A 16,728-nucleotide genomic window follows, 5' to 3' on the forward strand; every position below is an offset into this window, starting at 1 on the left:
TCCGGTCACGGGGGAAAGGGGTATGCGTGCCGACCACCACGCCGACGGTCGACACGTTCCCGACGCTGCGCGGTTGGCAGCGTCGGGCACTGGTGGAGTATCTGCGCCGGCGCAGCGAGGACTTCCTCGCCGTCGCCACGCCGGGTGCTGGTAAGACCACGTTCGCGCTGCGGATCGCGGCCGAGTTGCTGGCCGACGGCACCGTCGAGGCGGTCACCGTGGTCGCGCCGACCGAGCACCTGAAGACCCAGTGGGCGGCGGCGGCCGGCCGGGTCGGCATTCAGCTCGACGCCGCGTTCCGCAACGCCGACCTGCACTCGGCCGCCGACTTTCACGGCGCGGTGGTCACCTACGCCCAGGTCGGCATGGCCCCCCAGGTGCACCGGCGGCGCACGATGACCCGGCGGACGCTGGTCATCCTCGACGAGATCCACCACGCCGGTGACTCCCGGTCCTGGGGCGACGGGATCAAGGCCGCGTTCGAGCCGGCGGTCCGCCGGCTGATGCTCACCGGTACGCCGTTCCGCTCGGACGACAACCCGATCCCGTTCGTGCGTTACGAAGCGGGCGGCGACGGCCTGCCGAGGTCCCGGGCGGACAGCATCTACGGCTACTCCGACGCGTTGCGCGACGCGGTGGTCCGGCCGGTGCTGTTCCTGGCGTACTCGGGGGAGACCCGGTGGCGGACCAGCGCCGGGGACGAACTCGCCGCCCGGCTGGGCGAGCCGATGACCCAGGACCTCGTCGCCCAGGCCTGGCGGACCGCGCTGGATCCGGCCGGCGACTGGATGCCGGCCGTGCTGCGCGCGGCCGACGCCCGGCTGACCTTCCTGCGTGACGGCGGCATGTCCGACGCCGGTGGTCTGGTCATCGCCAGCGATCAGGCGGCGGCCCGCTCGTACGCCCGGCTGCTGGAGCGGCTCACCGGGGAGAAGGCCGCGGTGGTGCTCTCCGACGACGCTGGCGCGTCAGCCCGGATCGCCGCGTTCGCCCGGTCCGAGCAGCGCTGGATGGTGGCGGTCCGGATGGTCTCCGAAGGAGTGGACATCCCCCGGCTGGCCGTCGGCGTGTACGCGACCAGCGCCTCGACGCCGCTGTACTTCGCCCAGGCGATCGGCCGGTTCGTCCGGGCCCGCCGGCCGGGGGAGTCGGCGACGGTGTTCCTGCCCAGCGTGCCGCACCTGCTCGGGCTGGCCAGCGAGATGGAGGCCGAGCGGGACCACGTGATCGGGGCGGCCAAGAAGCGGGAGGGCTTCGACGACGATCTGCTGGAGCGCGCCCAGCGTAACGAGCAGGCCAGCGGGGAGCTGGAGAAGCGGTTCGAGGCGCTGTCCGCCACCGCCGAGCTGGACCAGGTGATCTTCGACGGCGCCTCGTTCGGTACCGGCGCCCAGGCCGGCACCCTGGAGGAGGAGGAGTACCTCGGTCTGCCCGGCCTGCTCACCCCCGATCAGGTCACGGTGCTGCTGAACCGTAGGCAGGCCGAGCAGATCGCGGCGCAGCGGCGGGCCCGGTCGACGGATCAACCGGTGCCCGCCGCCCGGCCGGCGGAGCGTTTACCGACGGCCGGGGAACGGCGGATCGCCCTGCGTCGTCAGCTGAACGCCCTGGTCGCCGCGCATCACCACCGCACCGGGCTGCCGCACGGCAAGATCCATGCCGAGTTGCGGCGGCGGTGCGGTGGTCCCCCGAGCGCGCAGGCCACCATCGAGCAGCTGGAGGAGCGGATCGCGATGGTGCAGACGCTGTGACCCGGGTAGGTCCCGGTCAGCCGGTCGCCAGCAGTTGGTCCAGCTTCTCGTACCCTTCGCGGACGCCGTGCTCCATCCCGCTGGCCAGTATCTGGTCGCGGGCGACCAGGTTCTCGACCAGCGAGAGTACGGTGACCCGAGTGCCGCCGTCCGGCAGGTCCTCGAAGGTGGCGGTCTCCAGGCTGACCCCGTCGGGCACCCCGTCGTAGGTGAAGGTCTGTACCAGCCGCTCGTCGGGCGTACCTCGTGGAAGGAACCGTAGAACCCGGCGATCTGTTCGCCGTCGCGCCAGTTCGCGTAGCGGTAGCTGCCGCCGGTGCGGCCGTCCCAGTGTTCGATCCGCAGCTCCAGGTCCTTCGGGCCGAGCCACCGGGTGACCAGGTCGGGGTCGATCCAGGCGCGGAACACCCGGGCCCGGGGCGCGGCGAAGTCGCGGATGATCCGGATCCAGGGCAGGTCGGGGTGCGCCTCGACGCGGGTACGGGTGGTCGGGTCGTCGTCGGTCGTGGTCGTGGCTTTCACGCTGCTCCTTGCTGCTCAGGGTCGATTCCGTGGGTGCTTTCCCGGTCGGTCCGCTCGTCATCCAGTGTCGCCAGTACGGCGTCCAGCCGGCTGAACCGCTCCTCCGCCCGTTGGCGGTACCGGTCGAGCCACCGGGACATCAGGTCGAATACCTCGGCTTCCAGGTGGCAGGGTCGCCGCTGGGCGTCCCGGCTGCGACTGACCAGGCCGGCGTCCTCGAGCACCTTGATGTGCCGGGAGACCGCCTGCACCGAGATGTCGTAGGGCGCGGCCAGTTGATTGACGGTGGCGTCGCCGTCGGTCAGCCGGGTGACGATGTCCCGGCGGGTCGGATCGGCCAGCGCCGCGAACACCCGCGACAACTGGTCCTCGCTCACCCGGCACCTCCCTCTTGTTCAACCTTCTGGTTGAACAAGAGGTTATGCTGATCCCGGGCAGCTTCGCAACAACTTGGTTGAATAAGCAGCTGGCGCGGGCAAAAAGAAGGGCTGGGCCCCACCGTCCGGTGGGGCCCAGCCGTCGCTGTCCAGGTGGTCTCGTCGTGTCAGTTGGCCATCAGATCGGCGCCACGCCAAGTGAACTCAGGGTCGGCCTTGAACTGCACCGCGATCTTGACGAGATCGTCGGCGTACTTGTTGGCGTGATGCCCACAGAACACCAGCTCGCTGCCGCCCGCCAAGGTCACCCGTAGTTTGCCGGCCGCGTTGCACCGGTCGCACCGTTCATCGGCGCCTAGGGCATCCACCGTCTCCGGAGGCGTGAGAGTCGGGGTCATCGCCTTCCTCCTCTGGTCGTCACCGATGAACACACTCTTCGGTCTGTCACCCATCGTCCAACACCGGCGGGGGTTCCCGCCTTCCCGATGTGCCCCCGGGGGACCGGGCTCACACCTGGTAGGCACAGTGTGCCGTGAACCAAGGGTGCCACGTCAACGATCACCGCCGGGTAACGCCGGGATGACCTGGGTTTGGTAGACGCCAAGTGACCAAAGTTACACATTGGGTTGTCCTGAACCGGTCAGTCCAGGTAGTCCCGGAGCACCTGCGAACGTGACGGGTGTCGCAACTTGGACATCGTCTTGGACTCGATCTGGCGGATCCGTTCCCGGGTGACCCCGTAGACCTGTCCGATCTCGTCCAGCGTCCGCGGCTGCCCGTCGGTGAGACCGAACCGCAACCTGACCACCCCGGCCTCGCGTTCCGACAGGGTCTGCAGCACCTGCTGCAGCTGGTCCTGCAGCAACGAGAAGGAGACCGCGTCCACCGCTACCACGGCTTCGGAGTCCTCGATGAAGTCACCGAGCTGGCTGTCGCCCTCGTCGCCGATGGTCTGGTCCAGCGAGATGGGCTCCCGGGCGTACTGCTGGATCTCCAGCACCTTCTCCGGTGTGATGTCCATCTCCTTGGCCAGCTCCTCCGGCGTGGGCTCACGGCCCAGGTCCTGCAGCAGCTCGCGTTGGATACGACCCAGCTTGTTGATCACCTCGACCATGTGCACCGGGATCCGGATGGTGCGGGCCTGGTCGGCCATGGCGCGGGTGATGGCCTGGCGGATCCACCAGGTGGCGTAGGTGGAGAACTTGTAGCCCTTGGTGTAGTCGAATTTCTCGACCGCGCGGATCAGGCCGAGGTTGCCCTCCTGGATCAGGTCGAGGAAGGCCATCCCCCGACCGGTGTACCGCTTGGCCAGCGAGACCACCAGCCGCAGGTTCGCCTCCAGCAGGTGGTTCTTGGCCCGCTCCCCGTCCCGGGAGATCCAGCCCAGGTCCCGGGTCAGCTGGGTGGGCATCTTCTGGTCGCTCTCGTCGGCGGCCCGCAGTCGCTCCGCCGCGTACAGCCCGGCCTCGATCCGCTTGGCCAGCTCGACTTCCTGCTCGGCGTTGAGCAGTGGCACCTTGCCGATCTGCTTCAGGTACGCCCGGACCGAGTCGGCCGAGGCGGTGAGCTCGGCGTCCCGGCGGGCCTGCTTGAGCGCCTCGGACTCCTCGTCGTCCCACTCGAAGTCGTTGTCCCGGGTGGCGTCGGCCTCGGCCGCCTGGGCGAGCTCGGCCGGCTCCTCCACCACGACATCCTCGATCTCTGCCGCCAGGGTCTCCGGATCGATCTCCTCGTCCGGCGTGTCCGGGTTGCCGCCGTCCTTCGCGGTGGCCTTGCCCGCCTTGGCCGGGGCCTTGCCGGCCGGCGTGGCACCGGCGGCCTTGGCCGGAGCGGCGCCACCGGCCACCTTGGCGGCCCGGGTCCGGGCGCTCTTCGGCGCGGGCTTCGCGGCGGGCTTGGCCGCCGGCTCCTCGGCCGGGGTGCCGTTCTGCGCTGCGGCCGGCACCGCCGCCGTGGTGGCCTTGCGGGTGGTGGCCTTCTTCGCCGGCACGGCCACCGCCGGGGCCGGCTCGTCGGGGCCCGGCGCCTGCTTCGGGGCGGTCGGGGCCCGACGGGTGGTCTTGGCCGTGGTGGCCTTGGACGCCGGGGTGGCGGACCGGGCAGCGGCGACTCGGCGGCGGGTGCTGGCCGAGCCGTCCACGACGACCGTGACGCCGGCGTCGGCGAGCGCGCGGAGAATCTTCTTGGCTTGGGCCGGAGTCACTTCGGCGGACTCAACCGTCCGTGCGACCTCGGCCGACGTTAGCTGACCACCGGCCTGTTCGGCATGGGCGATCAGGGTGTCGGTTAGCGAGCGTACGTCGGCGCCGGTGTGGCGGAGTTCTGTCACGAATGACCTTCCGGAGGCGATGAACGAGCACGGCCGGACCGGCCACCGCAGCGCGGAGCGACGTGCCGGTTGTGATTGTGTCCCCCCCCGCGACCGCTCCACCGGCCGAACCGGTTGACCGTGACACGAGGGCAGGCGTGAATTGTAACGCCGTTTGTGGGGATCATCCCGCCACGCGCGAGCCAGCCGCCGGTCGGGGGCCACCGACATGGGACGAACGTGGACTTTGACAGGATGTTACCCCTGCCGTACGGGTGATTCTCGCTGACCACCCGGCCGAGGTGGCCACCCGGTCCCCGGCCGGCCCCTCGCAGGTCCCCAGCGGGGTCGGCGACCGGGCGTACGGCGGAGAAGGGGAGACGATGGCGGAGCGGACACCCGAACCGGACCACCTGTTGGAGATCGCGGTCGACGTCGCCCGGGCGGCGGCGCGTACCGCGGCGGAGATGCGGCGGGCCGGAGTCTCCGGGCTGGCCACCAAGAGCACCGCGACCGACGTGGTCACCGCCGCGGACCGGGCGGTCGAACGTCAGGCGGTCGCGGCGCTGCGCGAGCGGCGCCCGACCGACTCCGTGCTGGGCGAGGAGTACGGCGACTCCGCCCCGGCCGGGGGCCGGGTGCGCTGGATCCTCGACCCGATCGACGGCACGGTGAACTACCTGTACGGGCTGCCGAACTACGCCGTGTCGCTCGCCGCTGAGGTCGACGGCCAGGTGGTCGCGGGAGTGGTACGCAACGCCGCCACCGGGGCCGAGTGGACCGCCGTGCGCGGCGGCGGCGCCTACCGCGACGGGCAGCGGCTGGCCGGCTCCGATCAGTCGGAGTTGGCCCAGGCGCTGGTCGCCACCGGGTTCGGCTACCACTCGGCGCGTCGGGTGCACCAGGCGCAGGTGCTCGTCGGCCTGATACCGCACGTGCGGGACATCCGCCGGTTCGGCGCGGCGGCGATCGACCTGTGCCTGGCCGCTGAGGGCCAGGTCGACGCGTACTTCGAGAAAGGGCTCAACCCCTGGGACCACGCGGCGGGGGGCCTGGTGGCGGAGGAGGCGGGTCTGCTGGTCGCTGGACTGGCCGGGGCTCCGGTCGGCCCGCAGATGGTGGTGGCCGCCCCGCCGGCGTTGTTCCCGGCGCTGCAGGGACACCTGATCCGGCTGGACGCCGCCGGCGGACCGTGACGGCCGCGAACGGTCAGTCCGGCCGCGATCGGTCAGTCCTCGGGTGCGGCGCAGGTCTGCGGCGGCAGTACCGGCTTGCCCAGTGCCGCCAGTGACTGGTTCACCTCGGTGGTGGTCGCCAGTTGCCGGAACGCGTTGCCGATGACCACGTCCACGATGTCGTCCTCGCGGGCCGGGTCGTACTCGGTCCTGGCCTGGTCGAGGAAGTAGGCGCGCATCAGGTGGGCGGAGCCGACCGCCTCGGGGCCGTACCGCAGCACGGCCACGTCATCGATCCGCCGGCCCTCCGGGTCGTTGGCCGCCTCCTCGATCTGGAAGTTGCGGTTGCTCAGATCATCGGCGATGTTGGTGGCGAGCCCGCTGGTGTCGGTCGCATTGTAGACATTGAGCCGGACGTCCTTGGCCTCCCGCAGTTGGACGTCGGCCAGGGCCCAGCCGTCCGGGCAGGTGGTCGCGGTGGCCTCGCCCCCCTGGCTGTCGCGGACCATCGCGACGATGACGAAGACCAGGGCGAACACGACAAGTCCGCCGATGACGACAAGCGCTCGCACGCGCGCAAAGCTCATGGATCTGGCCCCCTGCGAGGTGTGGCGGTACCGGGTGTCGGCCCGCCGCACCGGTGAGTACCGAGTATGCCCGCCGAGGTTAGCGGTTGTCCGGACGGCACGGTAAACAGCTCGCCGTCCGGCCGGCGTGCCGGCGCCGATCGGCCGGCGGGTACCCCTATCTTCGTGTCGCCTGAGTCACACTGGGAACAACTTTCGGTGTCTGGGCGTACATCAGTCCCACAAGGGCGGTATACATGCGTCGGCCAGAGAGGGGTAAGGTACCGCGCTCGCGGGGGGAGTTTCCTGCGGCAACCGCAAAACGGCGCAAAACGGTACGTTTCGCCGGGATGCGGTCCCACCAGGGCCCGCATGGGAACCGAAATACCGTCGTCCGGCGTTATCACCGGAAGCGACTGAACGATACGGGAGAGTGAACCGATGGCCACCGACTACGACGCTCCGCGTCGCGACGAGGTCGACCTCGGCGAGGACAGCCTGGAGGAGCTCAAGGCACGGCGCGTCGACTCACAGTCGGGCGCCGTCGATGTGGACGAAGCCGAGGTGGCCGAGAGCTTCGAGCTGCCTGGCGCCGACCTGGCGGACGAGGAACTGACGGTGAAGGTGCTGCCGATGCAGTCGGACGAGTTCCGCTGCGCGCGCTGCTTCCTGGTCCACCACCGCAGCCAACTCGCCGTCGAGCGCAACAACGAGCTGATCTGTCGCGAGTGCACCTGACGACACTCGGGGGGAAGAGGAGGACACGCGGCGACCTCGACACGAGGTCGCCGCAGTCGCCGTGACCGCGTCCGGCCGTCGGCCCGGGAGGCAGCATGACCGATCCTGACCGTTCCGCGCCGGACGGCGACCGGGCCGGTACGGACCGGTTGGCGGCCACAGTGGCCGAACTGACCGGGGACGCGACCCCGCCGGTCGACCGGCGACGCCTGCTCGGGCGGCTCGTCGAACAACTGCGTCGACGCGGCGTGACCGAGCTGTTCAAGCCGGCGGCGGCGGGCCGGTGGCTGGTCCAGGCGGTGACCGACGTTGCCCCGTACCTCCCGGTCCGCGACCTGGCCACCTTGCGCCGGCACCATCCGGGCCTCGACGACGAGGAGTTGGCCGAGCGGCTGATCCGCAACGCCGGCCGGGCCAGCGCCGGGATCGGCGCGGCGGGTGGCGGCGTCTCGGCGGTCCAGTGGACCGCCACCCCGACCCTGCTGTCCGCGCCGGTACTGCTGGCGGCCGAGACGGTCGCCGTCGTGGCCGTGGAGCTCAAACTGGTCGGCGAGCTGCACCAGGTGTACGGCGTGCCGGTGCCCGGCGCCGGCACGGAGCGCGCCGTCAACATGATCCACGCCTGGGCCAACCAGCGGGGCGTCAACCCGATGGTGCCCGGTGTCGGAGTGGGCGCGGTGCTCGGCACCGCCGCCCGTCGCGAGCTGGGCGATCTGCTGCTTCGCCGGTTCGGCCGCAACCTCACCACCCTCGGCCCGTTCCTGACCGGCGCGGCGGTGGCCAGCTACCTCAACCGTCGAGCGACCCGGGCACTCGCCGACCGCGTACGCGCCGACCTGGGTAGCCAGCGGCGGGCGCTCGGTCTGATGCATCCGCCGGCTCCACCGGCGATCGGGGGCGTGCGCCCACGGCCCGAATGACCCGGGCGTCTCAGCTGTTCGGCGGGTCGGCGGTGGTGCCGCCATCCGTCGCGCCGTCACTGGTCGGGCGGTCACCGGTCGCACCGCCATCGGTCGCACCGGCTGCCTGGCTCTGCTGGGCGGCGCGGATCTCGCCGGCCAACCGGACCGGGTCCCGGGTGCTCACCACCCAGTACGGCGTGGGATCCGCCGGATCGTCCAGCACGACCTGTACGGCGCTGGCGATCCACGGCCGTTGGATGACGAACGCCAGCGGATCGGCGCCTACCCCGAGCAGTTCCCGGCGCCCGTCCCCGTCCAGGGCGACGACCTCGGCGACGTACCGCAGGGGAAGTCGGGCGTCGTCGACCTGGAGCTCGTCCGCGGTGACCCGGATCGGGATCCGCCCCAGCCACCACAGGCCGGCGACGGTCGACGGCAGCAGCACGCTGAACGGCAGCCAGGCCCGGACCCCGGAGGTGCCCATCCAGACCTCGGCCGCCAGAAAGGCGGCGAGCGCCGATCCACCCACCCAGAGCCACCACGGCAGGCGGAGTCGCTCCCGGTAGTGCACCACGGCCCGGTACGGTGTGTCGGGTTCGGCGGAAGCGGTTGCCACGTCGTCCGAGGGTACGGGCCCAGCAGCGGGGTGTGTTCGGCGGCCTGTGGCGCGCAGGAGTCGTCCCGGTCGGCGGTGGCGGAGAGGTGGGGTTCATGTCTGACACGGTGCGGGTGGCGGTCCGCCGGCTCGATCCGGGTCTGCCGGTGCCGGGCTACGCCCATCCCGGCGACGCCGGGGCCGACCTGTTCGCCGCCGAGGACGCCGACCTGGATCCCGGCGCGCGGGCGCTGGTGCGTACCGGGGTGGCGGTCGCGTTGCCGGCCGGGTACGTCGGGCTGGTCCACCCCCGCTCCGGCCTCGCCGCGCGGCTGGGCGTCACCGTGCTGAACGCCCCCGGTACGGTCGACGCGGGCTACCGCGGTGAGATCCTGGTGAACCTGATCAACCACGATCCGTCCCGGTCGGCCCGGATCTGCCGAGGTGACCGGATAGCGCAACTTGTGATACAACGCGTCGAAACAGCAGAATTCTCTGTCGTCGACGAGTTGCCCGACTCGGCGCGAGGTTCCGCCGGACACGGCTCGACCGGCGGCCATGCCGGCCTGTCCGTCGTGGCCCAGCCGACCCCGGCCGAACCGGCAACCCGCTGACCAGCGACAGCGCATACGGAAGGTTGGCATCGTGGTCTTCTCCCGCGGCCGCGGGCGCGGCCGGCACGCCCAGGACGGACCCGTCGGTCCCGAGACCGACGACCTGGCGCCCGGCAACCCGACGCAGGGCCCGTACGACGTGACCGAGGCACCGACCGGCGTCCGCCGGCTCGACCTGGGCAGCCTGCAGATCCCCGCGATCGAAGGGGTCGAGGTCCGGGTCCAGGCCAACCCGGACGGGGCGATCCAGCAGGTGGTGCTCGCCAACCGGGGCAGCGCGCTGCAGCTCGGGGTCTTCGCCGCGCCGCGAACCGAGGGCATCTGGGACGAGGTGCGCGTCGAGATCACCGAGTCGCTGCGCCGCGACGGGGCGAGCATCCGGGAGGCCACCGGCGAGTACGGCCCCGAACTGGTGGCCCAGGTGCGTACCCCGGACGGCGGCACCGACCTGCGGTTCGTCGGCATCGACGGACCGCGCTGGATGGTACGGGCGCTGTTCCAGGGCCCGGCCGCCGTGGACCCGGCGGCCGCCGCGACGCTCACCGAGGTGCTGCACGGTCTGGTCGTCGACCGTGGCCAGGAGGCCAAGCCGGTACGCGAACCGCTGCCGCTGCGGCTGCCCCGCGAGCTCGCCGAGCAGTCGCGGCAGTCGCCGCCGGCCACGGCGTAGCGCACCCGGCCGCGCCGTAGCGGCACCGATGGGCCGGGCGTACCGGCCAGTTGGCCGGTACCGGTCGCGGCGTACCCTGGTGGGGCGGTCCGCACCCGACGCGGATCCGCGCCGCGTCGGCGACGCCGAGGAGGGGCAGACGGTCATGGCGATCGATGAACGCCGCCCGTCGCTGCGCCGGTTCCTACGCCGGCTCGCCGCCACCGAAGCCGAGCTGGACGCCGAACAGCTACAGCGGGAGAGCGCCGAGTGCGGAGCCACCCCTGCCGGGCAGTGTCACCGCGGCGAGGTGGTCTCGGTCTCCGGCCGGCTCCGTACCGTGGTCTACTGCCCCCGGACCAACCTGCCGACCCTGGAGGCCGACCTCTACGACGGTAGCGACGTCGTCACCCTGGTCTGGCTGGGTCGGCGACGGATTGCCGGCATCGAACCGGGCCGCCAGCTCACCGCCCGCGGCCGGGTCGCGGTCCGCGACGACCGTAAGGTGATCTACAACCCGTACTACGAGTTGGAATCCCCCCGGTGAGCCGGCCGGTCACGTCCGGTGCCGCCACCAACGACGGAAGGCGGTGCCAATGACCTCTGGACAGCAACCCCCGGCAGTCGGCAAGGACGACGAGGAACGCCTGCCGAGTATCACCGAGCAGATGGCCGAGCAGCTCGGTGGCTGGCGCGGGCTCGTCGAGTCGAGCGTGCCGATCGCCGTCTTCGTGGTCTGCAACGTCATCTGGGACCTGTCGGTGGCGCTGATCGCCGCGGTGAGTGTCGCGGTCGGTATCGCTGTGGTCCGGCTGCTGCAGCGCCGTCCGATCCGGCACGCGGTCAACGGGCTGTTCGGCATCGGCATCGGTGCTCTGCTCGCCTGGCGGACCGGCGAGGAACGCGACTTCTACCTGCCGGGCATCCTGTACGGCATCGGCTACGGGCTGGCCCTGCTCGGCTCGGTGGTGATCCGCCAGCCGCTGGTCGGCTGGATCTGGTCGGTGCTCGCGGCAGGTGGCCGGTCCGAGTGGCGCGCCGACCCGGTGCTGATCCGCACCTTCAACCGGCTGACCGTGCTCTGGGGCGTCGTCTGGCTGCTCAAGGTCGGCGTGCAGGCCGGCTTCTACCTGGCCTCGATGGAGACCGCGTTGGGCGTGTCCCGGCTGCTGCTCGGCTATCCGCCGTACGCGGTGCTGCTGGCGATCACCATCTGGGTGGTCCGTCGGGTCAATCGTGAGCGCCACGACGCCGGACCGGTGCTGGCCGCCTCGAACTGACGGCCGCCTGTCCGTTGGCCCGGCCGCCTGTCCGTTGGCCCGGCCGGGTTCAGTCCTGCGGTGCCGGTTGCTCGCTGCGGACCGGCGGTGGCGGCTGCTCGCCGCGCCGGGTGCGGGCCACGCTGTCCGCCCCGAGGACCACCGCCCGGACGTCGTCCTCCACCTCAGCGGTGCAGACGAAGACGAGCTCGTCACCGGGTTCGAGCGGGTCGTCCGGGCCGGGGGTCAGTACCCGCTTGCCCCGGACGATCGCCACCAGGGCGGAGTCGCGGGGCAGCGGCACGGTGCGGACGGCGTGTCCGACGTACGGGGCGTCGGTCGGCAGGGTGATCTCCACCAGGTTCGCCTCGCCCTGCCGGAAGGTCATCAGCCGGACCAGGTCGCCGACGGTCACCGCCTCCTCGACCAGCGCCGCCATCACCCGTGGCTTGCTGACCGCCACGTCGACGCCCCACTGCTCGGTGAACAGCCACTCGTTCTCGGCCCGGTTCACCCGCGCGACCACCCGGGGGACGCTGAACTCCGTCTTGGCCAGCAGCGAGACCACCAGGTTCACCTTGTCGTCACCGGTGGCCGCGACGACCACGTCGTACGTGCTCAGCTCGACGTCCTCCAGGCTGGCCACCTCGCACGCGTCGGCCAACACCCAGTCGGCCGCCGGCACCCGGTCCGGCAGGAACAGCGCGGGATTACGTTCGACGAGGGTCACCTGATGGCCGTTGCCGATCAGTTCCTGGGCGATGGACCGGCCGACGTTGCCGGCACCCGCGATGGCCACCCGCATCACCGCGCTCCTTCCGGCAGGCTGCTGGCGGTCAACGTGACGGCGTCGGCGATGTCGTCGGTGACCAGCATGAAGACCTGGTCACCCTCCTGCAGCACGGTGGACGGGGTCGGCAGCGTGCCGATACCGAACCGCATCAGGTACGCCGCCCGGGTGCCGGCCGCCCGCTCCAGCGCCTGCAGCGGCCGGCCGATCCACTCCCGGTGCAGCGGCACCTCGACGATCGACACCGTGCTGGTCGGGTCCCGGAAGATCTCCAGGTGCCCTTCGGGGACCAGGTGGCGCAGCATCCGGTCGGCGGTCCACCGTACGGTCGCCACCGTCGGGATGCCGAGCCGTTCGTAGACCTCGGCCCGCCGCTGGTCGTAGATGCGGGCGGCGACCCGGGACACGCCGAACGTCTCGCGGGCCAGCCGGGCCGAAATGATGTTGGAGTTGTCGCCGCTGGAGACGGCGGCGAAGGCATCGGCCTGCTCGATCCCGGCCGACTGCAGCACGTCGCGGTCGTAGCCGGAGCCGGTGACCCGGGTGCCGGCGAAGTCGTTGGGCAGCCGACGGAACGCGGTGGCGTCCTTGTCGATCACCGCGACCGAGTGGCCGCGGTCCTCCAGGTTGTGTGCCAGGGTCGAGCCGACCCGGCCGCAACCCATGATCACGACGTGCACCTGAGACCTCCCGTAGGGCGATCTGTCGAACGCTGGCCGGAGCGGACCCACGTTCACCTGCCAGCCTGCCACGCGGCGGCCGGATGACGCGCCGACCGTACCGTGCCGGCGGGCGGGCCGCGTGATCAGCCACCCGGATTCGTCGGGAGCCGGACGGCCGTACCCTTAGCGCTTGTGGCCAGTCCGACCTCCCTGATCAAACGGCTGCTGCTGGGCCGGCCGTTCCGGTCCGACCGGCTCCAGCACACCCTGCTGCCCAAGCGGGTGGCGCTGCCGGTCTTCTCGTCCGACGCGCTCTCCTCGGTGGCGTACGCGCCGGACGAGATCCTGCTGACCCTGTCCATCGCCGGGGCGGCCGCGTTCGTCTACTCGCCGTGGGTCACTTTGGCGGTGGCGGTGGTGATGGTCACCGTGGTGGCCAGCTACCGGCAGAACGTGCACGCCTACCCGTCGGGCGGCGGCGACTACGAGGTGGCCAGCGTCAACCTCGGCCCTCGGTTCGGCGTCGGGGTGGCCAGCGCCCTGCTGATCGACTACGTACTCACCGTCGCCGTCTCGGTCGCCTCCGGGGTGGCCAACCTCGGCTCGGTGCTGCCGTTCGTGGCCGAGCACAAGGTGCCGGTGGCGGTGGCCGCCATCGTGGCGCTCACCGCCCTCAACCTGCGCGGAGTGCGCGAGTCCGGGCGGATGTTCGCCGTCCCGACGTACGGCTTCGTCATCGTGATCACCGCGGTGATCGCCACCGGCCTGATCCGGATCTTCATCCTCGGTCACGACCTGCGCGCGCCCAGCGCGGACCTGGTCATCGCCGCCGAGTGGGTCGACCTGACCGGCTTCGCCATGGCCTTCCTGCTGCTGAGGGCCTTCTCGTCGGGCTGCGCGGCGTTGACCGGGGTGGAGGCGATCTCCAACGGGGTGCCGGCGTTTCGCCCACCGAAGAGCCGCAACGCCGCCACCACCCTGGTGCTGCTCGGCGCGCTGTCGGTGACCATGATCGCCGGGATCATCTGGCTGGCCCGACTCACCGGGCTGCAGTTCGTGGAGAACCCGGCGCTGCAGATCGAGTCCGGCCCGGACGGCTACGTGCAGAAGACGGTGGTGGCCCAGCTGGCCGAGACCGTCTTCGGCTCCGGTGTGCTGCTCTTCCTCGCCGCCGGGGTGACCGCGCTGATCCTCTTCCTCGCCGCGAACACCGCGTTCAGCGGTTTCCCGGTGCTCGGCTCGATTCTCGCCCAGGACCGGTACCTGCCCCGTCAGCTGCACACCCGGGGCGACCGGCTGGCGTTCAGCAACGGCATCCTGTTCCTCGCCGGCTTCGCGATCGTGCTGACCGTGGTGCTGCAGGCCGAGGTGACCCGGCTGATCCAGCTCTACATCGTCGGGGTGTTCGTCTCGTTCACCCTGTCCCAGGCCGGCATGCTGCGGCACTGGAACCGGCGGCTGCGCACCGAGCGGGACACGGCGGCACGCCGTCGGATGCACCGGGCGCGGGCGATCAACGGGTTCGGCATGACGCTGACCGGTGCCGTCCTGGTCGTGGTTCTGGTCACCAAGTTCGCCCTCGGCGCGTGGATCGCCATCGCCGCGATGGCCGGCGTGTACGCGCTGATGCTGGGTATCCGCCGGCACTACGACACGGTGGCCCGGGAACTCACCCCGGCCGAGGGCCGTCCGGTGCTGCCCGCCCGCAACCACGCCGTTGTGCTGGTCAGCAAGGTCCACCTGCCGACGCTGCGGGCGGTCGCGTACGCCCAGGCCACCCGCCCGGACTCGCTGGCCGCGCTCACCGTACGGGTGGACGACGCGGACACCCGCGCGGTGCAGGCCGAGTGGGACCGCCGTGAGCTGCCGGTGCCGCTGACCGTGGTCGACTCGCCGTACCGGGAGATCACCCGGCCGATCATCGACTACGTCAAGTCGGTGCGCCGCGACGCGCCGCGCGACGTGGTCACCGTGTTCATTCCCGAGTACGTGGTCGGCCACTGGTGGGAGAACCTGCTGCACAACCAGAGCGCGCTGCGGCTCAAGGGCCGGCTGCTGTTCGAACCGGGGGTGATGGTGACCAGCGTCCCATGGCAGCTGGCATCGAGCATCGGCCGGGACCTGGACCGGTACGACGAGTCGCTCAGCCGCGGCCCGGCGCGCGGTCCGCGCCCGATGCCCACTGATCCGATCGACCCGATCGACCCGGACGATCTGGCTGTCGCGTCCGATCCGGCCGGGCCGACGGTGCCGGCGGATCCCGCCGGGTCAAGCGGCCAACGGCCGGCGTCGGAGGGGCAGGTACGCGGTGACCGGTGACGCGGTGAGTTCAGCACGGGCGGTGAGTCCAGCACAGGCCGACCTGGCGGAAGGCGACCGGACGACGGTACGGGTGGGCGCCGTGGCACACGGCGGGCACTGCGTCGCCCGGGTCGACGGCCAGGTGGTCTTCGTCCGGCACGCCCTGCCGGGCGAACTGGTCACCGTCGAGATCACCGAGACACACCGGGGCTACCTGCGCGGTGACGCGGTGACCGTGCACGAACCGGCCCCGGACCGGGTCGAGCCACCCTGCCGGTACGCCGGCCCCGGCCGGTGCGGCGGCTGTGACCTGCAGCACGTCACCGTGGCCGGGCAGCTGGCCTGGAAGGAGGCGGTGGTCCGGGAGCAACTGCTGCGACTCGGTGGGCTGACCGGGGCCGAGGTCGACGGGTTGGCGCCGCGGGTCCGGCCGCTGCCGGGCGGACCACTCGGCTGGCGGACCCGGGTGCGCTACACCGTGGACGCCGCCGACCGGGCCGGCCTGCTCAAACACCGGTCACACGAGGTGGTGCCGGTGGACCGCTGTCTGATCGCCCACCCGGCCGTGCAGGGGGCACCGGTGTTGCCGGCCAGCGGACGTCGGTGGCCGGTCGTCGACGCGGTCGAGGTGGTCGCGTCGGCTGCCGGCGAGGTCGTCGTCATCCCGGCCGGCGGGTCGTCTCGGTCGGCGGGGGCGTCCGGCGCCGGGGCCGGGGCGCCGTCGGGACTGCCCGAGGCGCTGCCCGAGGCGCTGCCCGAGGCGCTGCCCGGTTCAGTGACGCAGGTCACCGAATCCGCTGCCGGCCGCCGCTGGCGGCTGCCGGCCGGGGCGTTCTGGCAGGTGCACCCGGCGGCCGCCGACACCCTGGTCACCTCGGTGCTGGACCTGCTGGGTCCCCGTCCCGGCGAGTCAGCGTGGGACCTCTACGGCGGTGCCGGTCTGTTCGCCGCCGCGGTGGCCGGCCGGACCGGGCCGCACGGGCGGGTCACGATGGTCGAATCGTCGCCCGCCGGGGTGGCTGCGGCCCGACTCAACCTGGCCGACCTGCCCCGGATCGAGGTGGTCGCGGCCCGGGTGGAGACGGCGTTGACCCGCCGCCGGATCACCGGACCGGTCGACCTGGTGGTGCTCGATCCACCCCGGGCCGGAGCGGGCGCCCGGGTAGTCGCCGGGGTCGCAGCGGCCACCCGGCGGGCCATCGCCTACGTCGCCTGCGATCCGGCCGCGCTCGCCCGGGACGTGCGCACCTTCCGCGACCTCGGCTGGTCGTTGACGGCGTTGCACGGCTACGACTGCTTCCCGATGACCCGGCACGTCGAGTGCGTCGCCCTGCTCACCCCAGCCGCCGGCCGATGACCCTGGCCGGACTCGCCGACGGGCCGTACCCGGCCTCAGGCAGGCCGCACGTCGACCGGTCGGCGGCGCTGCGCAGCGGCGCGATCCCGATAGACTCTGCGGTCATGGGCGGACGCCGTACGCGGGCCGGAGCGTACGCCGCCGCCGGGTAGCCGCCCAGCG

General features: G+C 71.9%; 18 protein-coding genes and 1 pseudogene. 11 read left to right on the top strand and 8 right to left on the bottom strand.

The window, feature by feature from the left end; genetic code table 11:
* The first annotated feature begins 26 nt into the window (after positions 1-26).
* On the top strand, positions 27-1,751 hold the full coding sequence (locus tag EDC02_RS03590; RefSeq protein WP_123600725.1) for a DEAD/DEAH box helicase: 1,725 nt from the start codon (positions 27-29) through the stop codon (positions 1,749-1,751).
* Positions 1,752-1,767: 16 nt separating this feature from the next.
* On the opposite strand, the pseudogene EDC02_RS42640 reads toward EDC02_RS03590, so the two are convergent.
* The 4 genes and pseudogenes from EDC02_RS42640 to EDC02_RS03610 form a co-directional block, all read right to left on the bottom strand.
* Positions 1,768-2,273 (bottom strand): annotated as a pseudogene (locus EDC02_RS42640) (SRPBCC family protein).
* Positions 2,270-2,650 carry a helix-turn-helix transcriptional regulator gene (locus tag EDC02_RS03600; RefSeq protein WP_123600726.1) on the bottom strand — a complete coding sequence of 127 codons (381 nt, stop codon included), beginning with the start codon at positions 2,648-2,650 and terminating at the stop codon, positions 2,270-2,272. Before EDC02_RS03600 ends, EDC02_RS42640 begins: the two are co-directional and overlap by 4 nt.
* Before the next feature lie 167 nt (positions 2,651-2,817).
* A complete protein-coding gene (locus tag EDC02_RS03605) occupies positions 2,818-3,048 on the bottom strand; it encodes a hypothetical protein (RefSeq protein ID WP_123604458.1) in 231 nt (76 codons plus the stop codon).
* 242 nt (positions 3,049-3,290) lie between these two features.
* Positions 3,291-4,979: an RNA polymerase sigma factor gene (locus EDC02_RS03610; RefSeq protein WP_123600727.1), complete on the bottom strand. Its 1,689-nt coding sequence runs from the start codon at positions 4,977-4,979 to the stop codon at positions 3,291-3,293.
* Positions 4,980-5,341: 362 nt separating this feature from the next.
* Between EDC02_RS03610 and EDC02_RS03615 the strand changes: the two genes are divergently transcribed.
* The gene (locus EDC02_RS03615; protein ID WP_123604459.1) at positions 5,342-6,154 is read left to right on the top strand and encodes an inositol monophosphatase family protein; all 813 of its coding nucleotides are present in this window, start codon (positions 5,342-5,344) and stop codon (positions 6,152-6,154) included.
* A gap of 32 nt (positions 6,155-6,186) precedes the next feature.
* Here EDC02_RS03615 and EDC02_RS03620 read toward each other — a convergent pair whose 3' ends face one another.
* Positions 6,187-6,705, bottom strand: a complete 519-nt coding sequence (locus EDC02_RS03620; RefSeq protein WP_199757489.1) for a LytR C-terminal domain-containing protein — start codon at positions 6,703-6,705, stop codon at positions 6,187-6,189.
* A gap of 435 nt (positions 6,706-7,140) precedes the next feature.
* Here EDC02_RS03620 and EDC02_RS03625 point away from each other — a divergent pair, with 435 nt between their 5' ends.
* Both EDC02_RS03625 and EDC02_RS03630 read left to right on the top strand, forming a co-directional pair.
* Complete coding sequence (locus tag EDC02_RS03625) at positions 7,141-7,437, top strand: DUF4193 domain-containing protein (RefSeq protein WP_123600728.1); 297 nt, start codon at positions 7,141-7,143, stop codon at positions 7,435-7,437.
* A gap of 95 nt (positions 7,438-7,532) precedes the next feature.
* Positions 7,533-8,357: a hypothetical protein gene (locus tag EDC02_RS03630; protein ID WP_123600729.1), complete on the top strand. Its 825-nt coding sequence runs from the start codon at positions 7,533-7,535 to the stop codon at positions 8,355-8,357.
* Positions 8,358-8,367: 10 nt separating this feature from the next.
* On the opposite strand, the gene EDC02_RS03635 is transcribed toward EDC02_RS03630, so the two are convergent.
* On the bottom strand, positions 8,368-8,955 hold the full coding sequence (locus EDC02_RS03635) for a DUF3093 domain-containing protein (RefSeq protein WP_370461415.1): 588 nt from the start codon (positions 8,953-8,955) through the stop codon (positions 8,368-8,370).
* 95 nt (positions 8,956-9,050) lie between these two features.
* On the opposite strand from EDC02_RS03635, the gene dut reads away from it, so the two are divergent.
* The 4 genes from dut (at position 9,051) to EDC02_RS03655 (ending at position 11,477) form a co-directional block, all read left to right on the top strand.
* Positions 9,051-9,548, top strand: coding sequence for a dUTP diphosphatase (dut, locus tag EDC02_RS03640; RefSeq protein ID WP_123604462.1), 498 nt, complete (start codon positions 9,051-9,053; stop codon positions 9,546-9,548).
* A 31-nt stretch (positions 9,549-9,579) separates the two neighbouring features.
* Positions 9,580-10,218, top strand: coding sequence for a DUF3710 domain-containing protein (locus EDC02_RS03645; protein ID WP_123600730.1), 639 nt, complete (start codon positions 9,580-9,582; stop codon positions 10,216-10,218).
* A gap of 145 nt (positions 10,219-10,363) precedes the next feature.
* Entirely contained in the window at positions 10,364-10,744 is a 381-nt protein-coding gene (locus tag EDC02_RS03650) for an OB-fold nucleic acid binding domain-containing protein (RefSeq protein WP_123604463.1), read from the top strand.
* 49 nt (positions 10,745-10,793) lie between these two features.
* Positions 10,794-11,477 carry a DUF3159 domain-containing protein gene (locus EDC02_RS03655; RefSeq protein WP_123600731.1) on the top strand — a complete coding sequence of 228 codons (684 nt, stop codon included), beginning with the start codon at positions 10,794-10,796 and terminating at the stop codon, positions 11,475-11,477.
* 49 nt (positions 11,478-11,526) lie between these two features.
* Here EDC02_RS03655 and EDC02_RS03660 read toward each other — a convergent pair whose 3' ends face one another.
* Entirely contained in the window at positions 11,527-12,261 is a 735-nt protein-coding gene (locus tag EDC02_RS03660) for a TrkA family potassium uptake protein (protein WP_123600732.1), read from the bottom strand.
* Entirely contained in the window at positions 12,261-12,926 is a 666-nt protein-coding gene (locus EDC02_RS03665) for a TrkA family potassium uptake protein (protein WP_123600733.1), read from the bottom strand. The genes EDC02_RS03660 and EDC02_RS03665 overlap by 1 nt, the downstream gene beginning before the upstream one ends.
* Positions 12,927-13,100: 174 nt before the next feature.
* Here EDC02_RS03665 and EDC02_RS03670 point away from each other — a divergent pair, with 174 nt between their 5' ends.
* The 3 genes from EDC02_RS03670 to EDC02_RS40030 are packed head-to-tail and all read left to right on the top strand — an operon-like array spanning position 13,101 to position 16,718.
* On the top strand, positions 13,101-15,227 hold the full coding sequence (locus EDC02_RS03670) for an APC family permease (protein WP_123600734.1): 2,127 nt from the start codon (positions 13,101-13,103) through the stop codon (positions 15,225-15,227).
* Positions 15,228-15,231: 4 nt separating this feature from the next.
* On the top strand, positions 15,232-16,566 hold the full coding sequence (locus tag EDC02_RS03675) for a class I SAM-dependent RNA methyltransferase (RefSeq protein WP_233605714.1): 1,335 nt from the start codon (positions 15,232-15,234) through the stop codon (positions 16,564-16,566).
* Positions 16,563-16,718, top strand: coding sequence for a hypothetical protein (locus tag EDC02_RS40030; RefSeq protein WP_158632042.1), 156 nt, complete (start codon positions 16,563-16,565; stop codon positions 16,716-16,718). The genes EDC02_RS03675 and EDC02_RS40030 overlap by 4 nt, the downstream gene beginning before the upstream one ends.
* Positions 16,719-16,728: the final 10 nt, after the last annotated feature.

Origin of the sequence: Micromonospora sp. Llam0 (assembly GCF_003751085.1) — a bacterium.
Lineage (GTDB): Bacteria > Actinomycetota > Actinomycetes > Mycobacteriales > Micromonosporaceae > Micromonospora_E.